This window comes from Acidimicrobiia bacterium (assembly GCA_018057765.1).
Lineage (GTDB): Bacteria > Actinomycetota > Acidimicrobiia > IMCC26256 > JAGPDB01 > JAGPDB01.
In genome coordinates this window covers 14751-30378 of sequence record JAGPDB010000013.1, presented here as the reverse complement: position 1 = coordinate 30378, position 15628 = coordinate 14751, and the positions used below count along the sequence as shown (strand labels likewise).

Here is a 15628-nt window from a genome sequence, read left to right as displayed (position 1 = left end):
TGAGCTTTAAACTCGTCTTACCCCCTATGATTATCTATAACTTAAAATGTGTCAATGAAAGATTTTAATAGTTACTCTAAGTGTTTCGTACGAATATCTGCGATTCGTTTGAGGGCGTCTTTTGCCGTGAAAAAGTCTTGTCTTAGGTCTATATCGGCTATATGCTCCTCTATTAATTGTAAATATTCGGAGTCGCTTTGTACACAAATACGGTCAAAAAGTGTGCGTACTTTGACCCGAGTTATGTGTAATTCGTCACTAGCTCGAGATAATGCAACATATGCTAAACGTGATTCTTCAGTTTTTCTGATGCGATCAGAATATAGAGGAACTAGCCCTTTTTCAAAACCAGATACTATACAAGTGTGGAATTCTAAGCCCTTGGCCTGATGAAAAGTTAGTAGCGAAAAACCATCTTTGGAATCTTTTGCGCCTGTTATAGAAAATTCCAAATATTCAAAAAACCCATTTACATCACCTTGGCGATCAAAAGAAAATAAATCCATGTATTCCCGAGCTGCATTTCGAAGTTGCTTATAAGTTTCCTTTTTGCCGGCATCTTCATTTTCTATTGAAGTGATATCATCAAGTGCATCATAAACCGATTTCCATTTTCGTTTACGTCGAAGTGTTTTTATTGTATCGAAAATTTCACTTGCAGTTTCATTGAGCTCAATCCTTCTACCTCTATGGAATGCAATACCTAAACTGTTTGCTGATTTTATAAAGAGATCTTTTTGCTTATTAGTTCTAACAAGTATCGCCATATCAGAAAAAGGTGTACCATTTGCATGCGCAGACATGAGGATACTCATAGCACTTTGAGCTTCTGCGAGTTCATCAGAAAATAAGTGAACCTTTGGCAAAATTGTACTCTGTCTTGGCGTCGTAATCTTACGAGATTTTCCAGTGTTACCTAAAACGGATCGTGCTACTTCTACATTAGCTTTAGTAGATCTGTAGTTCGTAGTTAAAAATTCTATTGTTGCACCAGGAAAATAATTAGAAAAATCATTTAAATATTTTTCACTAGAGCCTGCAAATGAAAAAATTGATTGATCTGGGTCGCCAACGACACTGATATTAATTTTATTGCCTACAAGTCGTTGGTATATTTCAACATGTGTCCTGGTGGAATCCTGAAACTCATCTACAAAAATATGACGATATAAATATTGTCTAGTTTCTAAATATGATGGATCTTCAAGTAGTTGTATATATTTGATCAATAAATCATCATGTGAATATTTGTGATTTTTTGTCAAATAATTTTCATATAATTCCCAGTCATTTTTGAATTTTTCTAATGTGAATTCTCTTGGGTTGATACGGATATGTTTCCGAATATTTGTAATTATTTCATCATTTAAATTTTGCGGGAAAATTAGATTTGATTTACACCATGAAATCGCTTTCGCTATTTGTTTCGAATTTTTTATTTTTAAAGTTTCAATGATTTTCTCTGGAAATTCAATAATGGAATCAACAGATATTTTTTTATCACCATAAAAATCTATAAGTTCATTCATTACGAATGAATGCAAGGTACTAACCACAGGATGTAGACGATTATTATCACCAAGAACACTGCGTATACGTTTCGCTAATTCAAAACCTGCTTTTCTCGTAAATGTAATGGCTAAGACCTGGTTAGGTTTTAAATTTGTAGTTTCACATAAGTATTTTATTCTTTGAGTTATAACTCTTGTTTTGCCAGATCCAGCAGAAGCAATTATCGCTAGTCTTGACGAAGGCGAAGTTGCTGCATTTATCTGTTGCTCATCTAAAGTAAGTCCAAAAATTTCAACTGTATCTATATCGCGAACAATTGTTGAAACTACCGAATTCATGCATCAAGACTAGTATTATTTTCAAATATTTGTCACTTTGTATGATCTTAGATGTATAATCATTTAATGAAGTTGAGCATAAGTGTATTTGGAAGAGATGAACCCGGAGTGATAGCTGCTTTGACTTCTTACCTTAAAGTGTCTGGCGCAAACATAGAAGATGCATCAATGACCCTATTGCAGGGCTTCTTTGCGATGATAATGGTTGTAGAAATAGATGATTCTAAAGTTCCTAATATTATTATTGAACTTGAGAAGAAAGAAGAACTAAACGGTTTTGTGTTAAATATTTCTGAGACAAGTATCACATTATCGGATTCTGAACATGATCACTCATTAGAGGGTACTACACGATATGTTTTGAAAATGAGCGTAAATGATACTGTAGGAATAGTGGCGCAAGTAACAAAAGTTTTGAGTGACAACAAAGCCAACATCGTAGATTTTCGTACTTTACGTGACAATGATACTGATAAATTTTCCATATTTTTAGACGTCGATGTCTATCATTCAAGTGAGGAAGTAGTATCTTACGAAATAAAAAACCTTTCAAATACTTATGAAGGCTATATCGACTTTAATACAGTTGAAGAAATCGATTTATAGTTATTACCTAATGTCAGAGTATATAAAAAATCCATTAATAGATATAGTTGCTTACCCTAATATTAGCCTTTCAACAGCCGGTGTGACTATAGTTGATTTTAATAACCTAGAGTTTATAAAAACGGTAGAGAATCTAATAGCTAAAATGGCTGAGTACGATCATTGTGTAGGTCTAGCAGCAAATCAAATTGGTAGTGATTTGAATGTTTTTGTAGCAGATTCCTCAAAAAATAAACGAGAAGAATCTAAATATGGTTTTGTAGTTGTTACTAACCCAAGAATTGTAAAATTTAATGGTCTAATTAAGAGACGAGAAGGTTGTATGAGTGTTCCAGATTTAACAGTTGATATTACCCGATATGAAAATATTGTAGTTTCTGGACAAAATGTTACTGGCCAGGAAATACAATTTCATTTAGACGGTTTTGAATCGCGTGTATTCCAACATGAGATTGATCATTTAAACGGAAAAGTAATATTAGACTGTGCGAAAAGTTCAAGAGATATTTATAGTAGGAAAAACTACCGAAAATAGTCTTTCTTTTCTTCATAGAATCATATTTTGTCCGAAAATGAAACTAAGATATTACTATGCCATATCCTAGAGACTTATTAAATGATGACGAAGAACTATGTTTGGATTTGCGACCGCATTGGTGGTATTTCGCAAAATATTTTTTAGGTGCTTTCATACTTTTTTTGATTATCATAGCTTTAGAATTTTTTCCTGATGGAAGCAGGAGTGCTGCTGCAGGAAGTATAGATTCACTTTTTTTTACTATTGATCAATATGCTTGGAGAATATGGGTGCTTGCCTTTCTTGTTTGGGCTATCTTTTTTGCATTCCAATACTTGGGCTGGCACTTTACACTTTTTGTTGTGACGAGTGATCGTATTATTTTTCGTAATGGAATCATTGCTAAGCGCGGTGTTGAGATTCCTCTAGAACGAGTGAATAATATTAACTTTGGACAGACAATGTTTGAGCGCATGATTGGTGCGGGTACTTTAGAAATTGAATCAGCAGGTCAAGATGGTCAATCTACATTTAAAGATGTAAGACACCCTGACGCCGTACAACAAGAAATATATCGTTCTATGGAAGAAAATGTTAAGAAAACTGCTCGATATTCTTCAGAAGGTATTGCTTCTCAAATGGCCGCAGGTAGTAGACAAATATCTATTCCAGAACAAATTGAAAAGCTTGCGCAACTAAAAGAACAGAATATTATTTCTGAAGCAGAGTATCTAGAGAAAAGACAAAATCTTTTAGATCAAATGTAAATAAAATTAAGGAAAAAATGGGATTACTAAAAATACATCACGATTGGGCATACACTGCCATAACATTAAATGTTTTTGCTGGAATATGGACTCTTATAGGGATGAAAGTAGATGTTGTTAAGCGAAAGAAATACTTCCTGTATCCTATCTATGTCGGTGGAGTTGCACTTGTTATACAAGCATTTTTAGGAATTTCTTTGCTCTTATTTACTAATGATGTAGCACCTTCTATGCACTATTTCTATGGGTTTATTATATTGATGGTTATTGGAGGGATTTTTGCTTATTCAAAATCCTTTGGTAAGAAAAAATATTTAATTTTTGGAATTACAGCATTATTCATAGCAGCATTGTCGATTAGATCAATTTTGGTAGTTCTATAACGCAATGGCTTTAAAAAGTTTTTTAGATGGAAAAATATTTGCTGAAGTGAATATTACTAACCAACATATCGGTTATCCGCTTATTATATTTCTACATGGTTGGGGAAGATCTAAAGCAGATTTTTCTAAATTTATTTCTGATTATAATTGTGTTGCGTTTGATTTGCCAGGTTTTGGTTCTTCACAAGATTTAGAAAAAGTATATGATGCACATGTTTATGCTGAAGATATATCAAATGCTATTAACGAACTTCCTAGCGATTCGATTAGGAATGGCATAGTCATTGTCGGGCACTCTTTAGGTGGGAGAGTTGCAGCGTGCTTGGGAATATTGCGAGTAGATATTGTCAAGGGAATTATATTCATAGGTGCCCCCCTAATACGTTATACTTCTAAAACGAAAAGCCCTCTTTTGTTTAGGGTCGCAAAAATATTAAATAGAATTGGTGTTATTTCTGAAAGGAAGATGGAGGAAAACAAGAAAAAATATGGTTCTGCTGACTATAGGAAAGCAAGCGGGCTGTTACGCGAATCTTTAGTAAAGATTATCAATGAGTCATATCAAGACGAATTAAAACAATTTAAATTTCCTGTTTCATTTCTTTGGGGGATAAACGATACTGCAGCCCCATTTATTACAGCGTATGATAGCGAAGAATTAGTCTCAAATTCTTTGGGAGTTCAACTAGTTGATGATTCTAGCCATGATGTACATCTTGAAAATCCACAATCGTTGATTGACCAGATAGATCTTATGATGAAAGCTTTAGTAGATGATTGAGTCACTCGGGATAATCTTATTTACATATCTTATTATTAGCATATATAGATATCTAACTTTGATGCAGAAAGAACATTATATTGCAGGTACTTGTTCAAAATTTAAAGTTCGATGGTTAATTCATATTTATTATTTTGTTCCGATATTTTCAAAATCATTTAGACCAAAATTTACCAATAGATTCATCCGACTTACATTAGCTGTACTATCTTTAAACACTATATTGGTTATTTTTATTGGATTTATAGTAAATCCAATATTTTCTATAGCTTTGTGTATAGTTACTCAATTTCTATTAATAGATTTTACCGCATTAATAATGCGGCCGATTGAAGGTAAGTTCTCAAATAAATTTGTTAAAAGAGCACAAACAAAATTAGAAAAAATCTCTCCAGTAGTTGTTGGTATAACAGGATCATACGGAAAGACATCGACAAAGAATCATTTAAAAGAATTGTTGTTAGGTAAACGCCAAGTAGTAGCGACACCAGCAAGTTGGAATAATAGAGGTGGAATATCTAGAGCTGTTAATGAGTATCTCGATGAAGGTACCGAGATCTTTATTGCAGAAATGGGAATGTATAAGAAAGGGGAAATAGCCAATCTAGTTAAGTGGGTTAAACCCTCGATTTCTATTATAACAGCTATAGGAAATGCTCATTTAGAGCGTATAGGCTCCGTAGAAAATATCCTACAAGCCAAGGCTGAAATCACTCAAACTGCAAATACTGTTGTGTTGTGGGTAAGTGATGAAAGACTAGATGATCTATCTAAAAACTTAGGTGAAAAAAAGATCATACGTTGTGGATATAAAGGTAAACCTCAACTAGAGGTTGAGGTATCTAAAGATGGAAATGAAATTCTATTCTCAGATAAGGACCATAATGAAATAGCGAAAATACCCACTACAAATGGGCTACACGAAGGCAATATCGCTTGTGCCTTGGGAGCGGTTATCGCACTTGGGATACCTTTGGATAAGCTCCAAGAAAAATTATTAAATTTAACTACTCCAGAGCATCGTGCAACAGTCGGCAAGTCAGAGCAAGGATATGTCGTTATTGATAATACATTTAATTCTAATTTGGAGGGCGCAAAAAGTAATATTGCAAAACTATCTAGTGAAGTGAAATCTGGAAATAGATATGTCGTAACACCTGGGTTAGTTGAGCTAGGTGAAGCTCAAAATAGATCAAATTACGAATTAGGTAAAGAAATAGCAAAAAGTGGAGCAACATTAATTGTTACACACTTTATTAATCGCTCATCGCTAATAAATGGGGCTCAAAATGTTGATGGTAAAGTAAAGTCTTTTGCGAATAGACAAATCGCTGTTGACTGGGTACGCAAAAATCTTCAAGAAATCGATGGGGTACTTTACGAGAATGATTTACCTGTTTATTATCCATAATTTTATAAACATGGTTAAACATTGATGTTGATAAGGGTACTATAAACTAGAATTTTACAATGACAAATATTGCATTAATATTCGGTGGACCTTCACCTGAACATGAAATTTCTATATTAACTGGTCTCCAAGCGGGGAGAATACTGCAAGATGCTGGAAATGAAATTACGTCTATCTATTGGACGAAGCAAGGCACTTGGCTAAGTGTAAACCCTAAGCTTGAAGCACAAGAATTTTTAAAAACAGAAATACCTACATCTATCCCATTGGATTTTATAATCCCTGAAGGTTTCGTCGAGCGGAAAAAATTAAAATCGAAAAAAATAGATATTGATGTTGTGCTTAATTGTACCCATGGCGGCCCTGGCGAAGCGGGTACCTTAAGTGCGATGCTGCAAATTTGTGGTATTAAAGTAACTGGTCCGCGTCATGAAGTCAGTAATGTGCTGATGGATAAATTAGCAACATCAAAAGTTGGTGAAGCTTTCGGTATTCCTGGGATTGAAACTATTGAGCTCAATCAATATGATCGAGATATACCATTTAATGCTCCATGGATTGTAAAACCACGTTATGGTGGTTCATCTGTCGGTGTTGAAAGCGGCGTTGAAGATATTGTAACTGCAAAGGCTATATATAATAATGGGACTAATCGTGCTGGAATGGTGATACAACCATTCTTGACGGGTTGGATTGATCTAACTATATCTGTTCGAACTTATCCCGATCTAGAAGTTACGCCAATATCACGTCCTTTAAATGAAGAAGGAAAGATATATGATTATAAAACAAAATATCTTCAAGGTGGAGGTGGTATGGATTTTGCTCCGTGCGAGCTCCCTGCACAACTTCCTAATGAAATAACTCAAAGGATTGAAGAATTTTCGAAGAAATTAGCTAGAGGGTACCCTATTACGGGGATACCGCGTTTAGATTTTTTCTGGGACGGGAAAGACGATATTCGATTAATTGAAATTAATCCTATTCCTGGTGCTTTTGGTTTATACCTTTGGAAAGAAAAGGGTTACGATAGATCAGAGATATTATTAGACCTAATTAAAGAAGCGGAGCAACAACCTGTTCGACCATACCAATGGTTAAATTCAGAAGACGGTTCTGCTTTACGTGTAGCAGGAACGATATCTGGAAAACTTCAATAAAAATGTATTTTGTCTTGTATGTTTTAACCAACGTTTTTTCGTAAGTTATAATATCAAAGACGCTAGAAAGAGGAAATATGTCAGAACAAACAAAACCTAAAGCATTACCATATAGTCCTATTAGAAAAGTAGGTGAATTATTATTTACAGCTGGACAAGTTGGTAGAGATCCCGAAACACTTATTATCGAAAATGGTATAGAAGCTCAAACGAAAAAGTGTATGGAGAATTTAGATTTTCATTTAAAAAACAATGGGTCCTCTTTGGCTAAAGTTGTAAAATTCGTCGTTTATCTAACCGATATGAGTAATTACGCCGCTATGAATGAAATTTATGCTAGTTATCTAAACGAGCCTTATCCAGCTAGGACTTGTATAGCTGTCAAAGAATTGCCAAGATTGGGCGATATTGATCTTGTCGTTGAAATAGAAGCAATCGCTACAATATAAAACGAAAAGAATATAATGCCAAAATCAATTAATCCATTAGATGTCGTATATGACGTTGCTATCATAAGTCCTTTAGACAAAGCAGAAAAATTATCTAAACAAATAGGTACAAACTTGTTTATAAAAAGAGAAGATACCCAGGAAGTACATTCTTTTAAAATTCGTGGTGCTTACAATAAGATTGTATCTTTAAGCGATGAAGAAAAAAAGAATGGTGTATTGGCGGCTAGTGCAGGAAATCATGCACAAGGAGTTGCTTACAGTGCAAAAAAATTAAAGCTCAAGGCGACAATAGTTATGCCAGAAACCACTCCATCCATAAAAGTTGATGCAGTTCGTGGCTATGGTGCAAATGTAGTGCTCTTTGGAGACAGCTATTCAGATTCATATGCTAAAGCGCTAGAAATAATGAAAAAAACTGGAGCTTCTTTTGTACACCCATTCGATGATCTAGAAGTTATAGCAGGACAGGGGACTATAGCTAACGAAATTCTTGACCAGCTACCAGGTGTAACACATATTTTTGTGCCAGTTGGTGGTGGAGGTTTACTAGCAGGAATATTACAAGTTGTAAAAAAAATTAATCCTAAAGTTAAAGTTATTGGTGTGGAGCCTGATGATTCAAATGCTATGGGTAAATCGATCAAAGCTAATGAACGACTACTTTTAGAACACGTTGGTATATTCGCAGATGGAGTTGCTGTAAAACAAGTAGGGGAACACACATTTAGAATCGTTAAAGAACATGTAGATGAAATAATTAAGGTTAACAACGATAAGATTTGTGCAGCAATAAAATCAATTTTTGAGGAAACAAGAAATATTTGTGAACCTGCCGGAGCATTAGCTGTAGCTGGTGCTGTTAAATATTTTTCAAAAAAGAAATTCTTAGAACCAGACTCAAAGAAACATTTAAATGTTGTTTGTATCAATTCAGGCGCAAACCTTTCTTTTGAAAGACTACAATTCATCGCTGAAAGAACATTGATCGGCGAAAAAGTAGAATCTCTATTTGCTATCGAGATTCCTGAAACGCCAGGTGCTTTGAAAACGTTATATAAAAAGGTCATACATGGCTTTTCTATTTCAGAATTTTCATATAGATTGACCGATAGAGAAAATGCAAATATCTTCATTGGCCTTATAACCTCGACACCAAAAAATAGAGAACTTATTAAAACACGATTAGAAAAATATGGATTTAGTTATAGTGATCTATCGGGAGATGAATATTCTAAAGAACATGTGCGCTTTATGATTGGTGGTAAATCAGAAATAACTAAAGATGAAAAAATTTATTCATTCGACTTTCCTGAACGTCCCGGCGCACTTTCTGAGTTTCTTGACGCTATTGGTAATAAATTTAATATTTCGCTTTTTCATTATCGAGGACAAGGCGGAGATACTGGCCAAGTATTAATGGGATTTGAAGCAAAGAATAGATCTGAACTCGAAGCTATATTAGATACAACAGAATATGATTATAAGGAAGTAAGTTCGAAGGCAGTAAAAACCTTTTTATAAAACCCGATGTTAGATATTAACTACAGGACAAGTTAATGTTCTTGTGATCCCAGGGATTTTTTGGATGTCGCTTACTATTTTTTTTCCCAGTTCATCCATATTGTTGGATTCCACTTTAACCAGTACATCATAAGGTCCAGTGATTGCATCAACTGCAACTACTCCGTTAACATCTTTTGCTGCTTGAGCAACATCAGAAGAAGAACCAACTTCGGCTTGTATAAGAATATAAGCTGCTACTGTCATAAAATTAATTATAGTACTTTAATTAATACCCTGAGTGATATCAATGTATTTTATTTAAAAATGACTTGAAATACTTGTTTTTTAATTATTCTATGAGTAACTCAAACTAAATAACTTCGACATCCATAGCATTTACTCGTTTTGTTAAATCGCTAAGTTCGTCTTTTAGCTCCTCTGGCAAATGCTCACCAAAAGTTTCAAAGTGACTTGCAATAGATTCACACTCTGGAACCCATTGTGATTTACGTACGGCTAAAGAACGCCAAACAAAATCAGGGTTCATTGAATTATCTTGATTTAACTCTTTGGGATCAGGAATAATTCCTACAGGTGTTTTTATACCTTCGGTTCGTCCTTCTAAAACATCAAAGATCCAAGATATGACTCGTACATTGTCAGAGAATCCTGGCCATAAAAAGTCACCTTCATCAGTTTTACGAAACCAGTTAACACCAAAAATAGCAGGCAATTTGTCTGGAGCAATTTTCTTACCCATTTTTATCCAATGATTAAAATAATCACCCATGTTGTAACCACAAAATGGAAGCATCGCAAAAGGATCACGACGAATTTCACCCACTGTGCCTTCAGCTGCAGCAGTTTTTTCAGATGCAATTGCCGATGCAATGAATACGCCATGATTCCAATCATAGGATTTATAAACAAGAGGCACTGATGTTGCGCGACGCCCACCAAAAAGAATTGCACTTATTGGCACACCTTTAGGATCTTCCCATTCTTTTGCAATAGTAGGGCATTGACCAGCGGGAGACGCAAAACGTGAATTTGGATGTGCTGCAGGTTCGCCTGAAGCCGGGTCATAAGGTTGACCTTTCCAATTTGTCAAACCTTGAGGGACTTCCTTGGTAAGTCCTTCCCACCAAACATCGCCATCTTTTGTTAAAGCAACATTTGTAAAAATAGTATTATGTGACACAGTTTCTACAGCGCTTGCATTAGTTTTTGTTGATGTACCAGGAGCAACACCAAAGATTCCGTATTCCGGATTTATGGCACGCAAAGATCCATCGTCGCCAATTTTCATCCATGCAATATCATCGCCTATCATTTCGATTTTCCAACCAGGAAGTGTGGGTATAACCATGGCTAGATTCGTTTTTCCACAAGCAGATGGAAATGCTGCTGCAATATATTTAACTTCATTTTCAGGTGATGTTGCTTTGATGATTAACATATGCTCAGCAAACCATCCTTCATCACGGGCTAAGACAGAAGCAATACGAAGTGCAAAACATTTTTTACCTAATAATGCATTTCCTCCATAACCAGAACCATATGACCAAATCTCTCGATCTTCTGGAAAATGAGTTATATATTTATCGTCATTGCATGGCCAAGGAACATCTTGTTGGATTTTTCCATCAGAATCACGAAGAGGCATGCCAACACTATGCACGCATGGAACATAGTCTTTCGAATTACCTAGAACATCAAGTGCACCTTTACCCATTCGAGTCATAGTGCGCATGGAAAGTGCAACATATGGTGAATCTGTAAGTTCAACTCCAATATAACTTAGTTTTGAACCAAGTGGACCCATGGAGAAAGGCACCACATACATTGTTCGACCAGCCATTGAGCCATCAAATTTTTCTAGCAGTATATTCTGCATTTTTTCTGGATCCATCCAATTATTTGTAGGACCTGCATCAATTTCTTTTTTCGAACAAATAAACGTACGATCTTCAACACGCGCAACATCGCTAGGGTCAGAAAATGCTAAATAACTATCTGGACGTAAATCTTGATTTAATTTTACAACTGTCTTATTTTCTAATAAAACGTTAATCAACATTTCTCGTTCTTGTTCTGAACCATCACACCAATGAATATTGTCTGGCTTAGTTAAATTTGCAATATTTCCCACCCAATCAATCAAATGTTGATTGTTTGTAGGCACATTGTTTGTAGAAACTTGAGTTGTTTGTGTCATTTTTATTCCTTAATTTTTTCAATCGATTTTATTAATTGTTTGTAGTCAAGGCCATTTCTAAACTCGTGCGGTTGAAATCCCCATGTCTATTTCAGAACCAAGACGAACATTAGTAGCGAACTGATTGCTATCTGAATCTTCATTTTCTGATTTATTTTCTAAAATATCAAAATTTACTCTTTGGCCTTGGCGCAAAGTCGTGAACAATGACTCGTTTAATGCATTAGGTGCCATTTGGTATACAGTTCTATCAACTGTATCTCGCATTATTAAACCTGTATTTGTTTTTGGATCAAAAGATAGAATTACACCTTGCATAGTATTAGCCTAGTAGGGTGACATATTCTATTAAGGACTTAAGCGAGCTAAAACTCGAAAAAATTAAGGGCTTGAGTGTCGCATTCGTTGGAAAATGTGCATTGATTGGCATTTATTCTGTTCAAGATTTGTTGGGCCATTACCCACGTAAATATTTAGATCGAACTAATCAGGTTTCTATAGCTGCTTGTATACCTGGCGAAGAAACAACAGTTTATGGTGTTGTCGAAAAAATTTCTTCACGATATACAAAAAATCGTAAGGTGATGGTCGAGGGTGTAATTTTTGATGGGGAAGCACGTCTTAAAATTACATTCTTTAATCAACCTTGGAGGGTCAAACAATTAAATGTTGGAACCCAAGGTGCCTTTTTTGGAAAAGTTGATGATTTTCGTGGTCAATTACAAATTGTTAACCCTGTAGTTGACATTATTAAAGATGGTGCTTTTGATGAAGGTGACAAAACTAGCGGGATTATCCCTATATATCCGGCTTCTGGTAAAGCGGAATTGTCGACATGGATGGTACGAAGATCTATAGAAAAGATTTTGAAATATTCTGATGAACTTTTTGAAGTGCTTGATTCTGATACTTTAAAAAAGCTAAAACTCGTTACGCGTGCAAAAGCCTTTAGGTTTATCCATGCACCGGCAACACAGGATGAAGCACGCCAAGGTGCTCGGCGTTTACGTTTCGACGAATTTTTTATGTTACAAATGGTTTTGGTTGGTAAGTATCGTCATGTTGAAACAAAAATTTCTGCATTTGCACTAGAAGATGATTCCATGGAAAAAGAATTTATTAGTGCTCTTCCATTTGAATTAACTGGTGATCAACAAAAAGCAATTAGAGAAATTGATGAAGATATGAAGAAAGATCACCCGATGCACCGGTTACTTCAAGGAGACGTTGGTTCTGGTAAAACAGCTGTTGCATTTGCTGCTAGTGCACGTGCACTTTCTAATAAATCACAAGTTATTATTATGGCACCTACTGAAGTTCTAGCTAAACAACATTTTGAGAATGCTAAACAAGCCTTTTCTACGATCTCTATAGTTGATGATTCGAACTTGTTTTCAACTCGTAGTCCTAATATAGAAATCTTGAGTACCAATGTTGGCGTTAAAGATCGTGCACGTATAGAAAAACTAATTGAAGATGGTGAGTTAGATATCATTATTGGTACTCATGCACTTTTATATCAAGATTATAAATATAAAAAGTTAGGGTTAGTTGTTGTAGACGAGCAACATCGTTTTGGTGTTGATCAAAGATCTAAATTAATTTCTAAAAGTGAAATTGCACCTCATCTTTTGGTGATGAGTGCTACACCAATACCACGTACTGCTGCAATGTTATTTTTTGGCGATTTAAAAAATACTGTAATAAAAGAGATGCCAAAAGGTCGCAAAAAGATTAAAACCAATTGGGCAAATACTCAAGCAAAAGTTGATAAGGCTTATAAAAAGGTTCGTGATGAAGTGGAGAAAGGTGCTCAAGCTTATGTTGTCTGTCCGCTTGTTGATGTCTCGGCAAAGATTGAGGCGGCTAGTGCTATAGAAAAGTTTGAAGATTTAAAAGTTGGTGAACTTAAAGGTTTAAATGTTGGTCTTATACATGGTCAAATGAAAGGTACAGAAAAGTCTCAAGTGATGTCTGAATTTGTGAGTGGTAAAACTGATGTTTTGGTCTCAACTACGGTAATTGAGGTCGGTGTCGATGTTGCAAATGCAAGTGTCATGGTTATAGAGGATGCACAACGATTTGGTTTGAGCCAGCTACACCAACTGCGCGGTCGTGTTGGACGTGGTAGTCGTGAATCGTTTTGTTTTTTATGTTCCTCGAACTTTACTGATAAAGGTGAAGCAAGATTGGATGCTATGGAAACAGTCGACGATGGTTTCGAATTAGCTGAAATAGATCTAGAATTAAGAGGGGCTGGCCAGCTACTTGGTGCTTCGCAGTCGGGGATTGGTGATTTAAAGCTAGGCGTTTTGCCAAGAGATGTTAAATATATAGATTTCGCAAGAGAAGTAGCAGAAGCGATATATGATAAAGACGACCAATTAATAGAATCTCAAAACGAGATTTTAAAAAAAGAACTATTGTCGTTCTTGGAGCAAAATGAAATTGACTTTTTGTTTAAAAGCTAGATTTTACTTTCAGCATCATCTAAGCCTTGATCGATATTTCGCTGTAATGCCAGCAAAACTCCATCTACAGCGATACGTGCATCATCGAGATGAAGACTATCTTTATGAGAAGCTAAATATTTCGCCACTTTTCTAGCTCTATCTAGATAGCTTTTAATTGAAACAGCAGCAAAGTTTAATTCATCATCGAGGTTTAGATCTCTGTATCTAGGAGAAAAATGCTTTGCTAAACTATCTTGAATTTGAGCGTCAGCAATTAATACATTAGCTATTTCATTTAATTCTATGGAAACAGTCGAAATGGGTACTCCATCTTCAATACTAGAAATTATTTCTTCATATTTTTTTGCTAATAGTGATTTGAAATTGTCCGATTTATTTGTTTGTCCATCTTCAGCTACTTTATTTAAATGTTTGCTCGTTCCAAAAGGTCCTAGGTATTGAAGATCGCGAATAGCAATAACACACAATGCTGTTTTGAATCTTATTACGTATTCAGGCGATTCATTATCGTCAACAAGACTTTGCTTAAAATATTCATATGTTACCCACTCTTGGTTTGGGGGATTTACGCCACAAATACTCGAAGTTATAAAGTCGGTGAACTCATCATATCCATTTGGAAATTCTGAATTTATCTCAGTATTAATATCATTTAGAGTAGATATAGAATTACGAAGACCAGCAATAGCTTCAATTCTATCAATTATATGTATCGCCTGATTCTCATCTAATCCTGGTAGAGAAGAATCGTTCTGATCATATTCAAATCTTTCCGTAAAAGCCATAAACAGATTTTAATTCTTGAAAATTGTATAAGCAAAGAGCCTGAGTCAAAAGGGTCAAAACGGACAGATTTTAATTGATTTGGCTCTTGCAACTAAAGTCTATAATATGAGAATTATCGCTGGGATGGCAAAAGGGATCACATTATCTACTCCAACTTCAGATAGAACTCGACCATCTAGCGACAGAGTGAAAGAGGCAATTTTTTCTGCACTTCAAAATGAAATAGATATACAAGGTTTAAATGTTGTAGATCTTTTTGCTGGCACAGGGGCTCTGGGGTTAGAAGCAATATCACGAGGTGCTAGAGAATGTACCTTTGTCGAAAAAAATCAGGAGATGTGCAAAGTAATAAAAACTAATGTTGAGAAAGTAAAAAAAGCTGTTTTGCAATATGAGACAATACAGCCTGTATTTAAAATTATATCAAGTGATGTCGAAAAGGTTGTCAGGGGAGCCGAGAGATCCGACACCTTAAATAATGCAGATTTTGATATTGCAATTTGTGATCCACCCTATGCATTTGATTATATTAATATTATTAATATAATCAAACCAGGTGGTATTGTCATTTATGAAACAAATAAAGAAAAGTTTGAGATCTTTCGACGGAATATAGAAACTGATGGAAATATTGAAAAAATTATTTACTCAAAAATCATTGGTGATACAGGAGTAGTAGTAGCAACGTTACAATAAATAGTAAAAAAGTTAGTAGAATGT

General features: G+C 35.0%; 16 protein-coding genes. 11 read left to right on the top strand and 5 right to left on the bottom strand.

The genetic code is table 11. The annotated features are described in order from the left end of the window. Positions 1–71: 71 nt before the first annotated feature. Positions 72–1850, bottom strand: a complete 1779-nt coding sequence (locus KBF89_05545; protein ID MBP9115792.1) for an ATP-dependent helicase — start codon at positions 1848–1850, stop codon at positions 72–74. A gap of 66 nt (positions 1851–1916) precedes the next feature. Here KBF89_05545 and KBF89_05540 point away from each other — a divergent pair, with 66 nt between their 5' ends. From KBF89_05540 to ilvA, 9 genes are all read left to right on the top strand, one after another. Then, positions 1917–2456 carry a hypothetical protein gene (locus KBF89_05540; protein ID MBP9115791.1) on the top strand — a complete coding sequence of 180 codons (540 nt, stop codon included), beginning with the start codon at positions 1917–1919 and terminating at the stop codon, positions 2454–2456. Between the two features lie 10 nt (positions 2457–2466). After that, a complete protein-coding gene (locus KBF89_05535) occupies positions 2467–2991 on the top strand; it encodes a peptide deformylase (protein ID MBP9115790.1) in 525 nt (174 codons plus the stop codon). A 56-nt stretch (positions 2992–3047) separates the two neighbouring features. Next, positions 3048–3740: a PH domain-containing protein gene (locus tag KBF89_05530; GenBank protein ID MBP9115789.1), complete on the top strand. Its 693-nt coding sequence runs from the start codon at positions 3048–3050 to the stop codon at positions 3738–3740. 17 nt (positions 3741–3757) lie between these two features. Continuing rightward, positions 3758–4123, top strand: coding sequence for a hypothetical protein (locus KBF89_05525; GenBank protein MBP9115788.1), 366 nt, complete (start codon positions 3758–3760; stop codon positions 4121–4123). Between the two features lie 4 nt (positions 4124–4127). After that, the gene (locus tag KBF89_05520) at positions 4128–4904 is read left to right on the top strand and encodes an alpha/beta hydrolase (GenBank protein ID MBP9115787.1); all 777 of its coding nucleotides are present in this window, start codon (positions 4128–4130) and stop codon (positions 4902–4904) included. Further along, positions 4897–6315 (top strand): hypothetical protein, encoded by a 1419-nt coding sequence (locus KBF89_05515; GenBank protein MBP9115786.1) that lies wholly within the window; start codon positions 4897–4899, stop codon positions 6313–6315. Before KBF89_05520 ends, KBF89_05515 begins: the two co-directional genes overlap by 8 nt. A 59-nt stretch (positions 6316–6374) precedes the next feature. After that, the gene (locus tag KBF89_05510; protein MBP9115785.1) at positions 6375–7475 is read left to right on the top strand and encodes a hypothetical protein; all 1101 of its coding nucleotides are present in this window, start codon (positions 6375–6377) and stop codon (positions 7473–7475) included. A 77-nt stretch (positions 7476–7552) separates the two neighbouring features. After that, positions 7553–7924, top strand: a complete 372-nt coding sequence (locus KBF89_05505) for a RidA family protein (GenBank protein ID MBP9115784.1) — start codon at positions 7553–7555, stop codon at positions 7922–7924. Positions 7925–7939: 15 nt separating this feature from the next. After that, positions 7940–9448 (top strand): threonine ammonia-lyase, biosynthetic, encoded by a 1509-nt coding sequence (ilvA, locus tag KBF89_05500; protein MBP9115783.1) that lies wholly within the window; start codon positions 7940–7942, stop codon positions 9446–9448. A gap of 9 nt (positions 9449–9457) precedes the next feature. On the opposite strand, the gene KBF89_05495 is transcribed toward ilvA, so the two are convergent. The 3 genes from KBF89_05495 to KBF89_05485 all read right to left on the bottom strand — a co-directional run bounded on the left by KBF89_05495 (position 9458) and on the right by KBF89_05485 (position 11966). Further along, entirely contained in the window at positions 9458–9694 is a 237-nt protein-coding gene (locus KBF89_05495; protein ID MBP9115782.1) for an Lrp/AsnC ligand binding domain-containing protein, read from the bottom strand. Between the two features lie 106 nt (positions 9695–9800). Further along, the gene (locus KBF89_05490; protein MBP9115781.1) at positions 9801–11648 is read right to left on the bottom strand and encodes a phosphoenolpyruvate carboxykinase (GTP); all 1848 of its coding nucleotides are present in this window, start codon (positions 11646–11648) and stop codon (positions 9801–9803) included. Between the two features lie 57 nt (positions 11649–11705). Beyond that, complete coding sequence (locus KBF89_05485; GenBank protein MBP9115780.1) at positions 11706–11966, bottom strand: cold shock domain-containing protein; 261 nt, start codon at positions 11964–11966, stop codon at positions 11706–11708. A gap of 17 nt (positions 11967–11983) precedes the next feature. Here KBF89_05485 and recG point away from each other — a divergent pair, with 17 nt between their 5' ends. Then, positions 11984–14119: an ATP-dependent DNA helicase RecG gene (recG, locus tag KBF89_05480; protein MBP9115779.1), complete on the top strand. Its 2136-nt coding sequence runs from the start codon at positions 11984–11986 to the stop codon at positions 14117–14119. On the opposite strand, the gene KBF89_05475 is transcribed toward recG, so the two are convergent. Then, entirely contained in the window at positions 14116–14907 is a 792-nt protein-coding gene (locus tag KBF89_05475) for a hypothetical protein (protein MBP9115778.1), read from the bottom strand. The genes recG and KBF89_05475 overlap by 4 nt on opposite strands. Before the next feature lie 106 nt (positions 14908–15013). On the opposite strand from KBF89_05475, the gene KBF89_05470 reads away from it, so the two are divergent. Next, positions 15014–15604, top strand: a complete 591-nt coding sequence (locus tag KBF89_05470; protein ID MBP9115777.1) for an RsmD family RNA methyltransferase — start codon at positions 15014–15016, stop codon at positions 15602–15604. Positions 15605–15628 lie beyond the last annotated feature (24 nt).

Coding starts and splice junctions, on each gene's coding strand:
- KBF89_05545 (MBP9115792.1), bottom strand. CDS start 1,850: ATGAATTCGGTAGTTTCAACAATTGTTCGCGATATAGATACAGTTGAA.
- KBF89_05540 (MBP9115791.1), top strand. CDS start 1,917: ATGAAGTTGAGCATAAGTGTATTTGGAAGAGATGAACCCGGAGTGATA.
- KBF89_05535 (MBP9115790.1), top strand. CDS start 2,467: ATGTCAGAGTATATAAAAAATCCATTAATAGATATAGTTGCTTACCCT.
- KBF89_05530 (MBP9115789.1), top strand. CDS start 3,048: ATGCCATATCCTAGAGACTTATTAAATGATGACGAAGAACTATGTTTG.
- KBF89_05525 (MBP9115788.1), top strand. CDS start 3,758: ATGGGATTACTAAAAATACATCACGATTGGGCATACACTGCCATAACA.
- KBF89_05520 (MBP9115787.1), top strand. CDS start 4,128: ATGGCTTTAAAAAGTTTTTTAGATGGAAAAATATTTGCTGAAGTGAAT.
- KBF89_05515 (MBP9115786.1), top strand. CDS start 4,897: ATGATTGAGTCACTCGGGATAATCTTATTTACATATCTTATTATTAGC.
- KBF89_05510 (MBP9115785.1), top strand. CDS start 6,375: ATGACAAATATTGCATTAATATTCGGTGGACCTTCACCTGAACATGAA.
- KBF89_05505 (MBP9115784.1), top strand. CDS start 7,553: ATGTCAGAACAAACAAAACCTAAAGCATTACCATATAGTCCTATTAGA.
- ilvA (MBP9115783.1), top strand. CDS start 7,940: ATGCCAAAATCAATTAATCCATTAGATGTCGTATATGACGTTGCTATC.
- KBF89_05495 (MBP9115782.1), bottom strand. CDS start 9,694: ATGACAGTAGCAGCTTATATTCTTATACAAGCCGAAGTTGGTTCTTCT.
- KBF89_05490 (MBP9115781.1), bottom strand. CDS start 11,648: ATGACACAAACAACTCAAGTTTCTACAAACAATGTGCCTACAAACAAT.
- KBF89_05485 (MBP9115780.1), bottom strand. CDS start 11,966: ATGCAAGGTGTAATTCTATCTTTTGATCCAAAAACAAATACAGGTTTA.
- KBF89_05475 (MBP9115778.1), bottom strand. CDS start 14,907: ATGGCTTTTACGGAAAGATTTGAATATGATCAGAACGATTCTTCTCTA.
- KBF89_05470 (MBP9115777.1), top strand. CDS start 15,014: ATGAGAATTATCGCTGGGATGGCAAAAGGGATCACATTATCTACTCCA.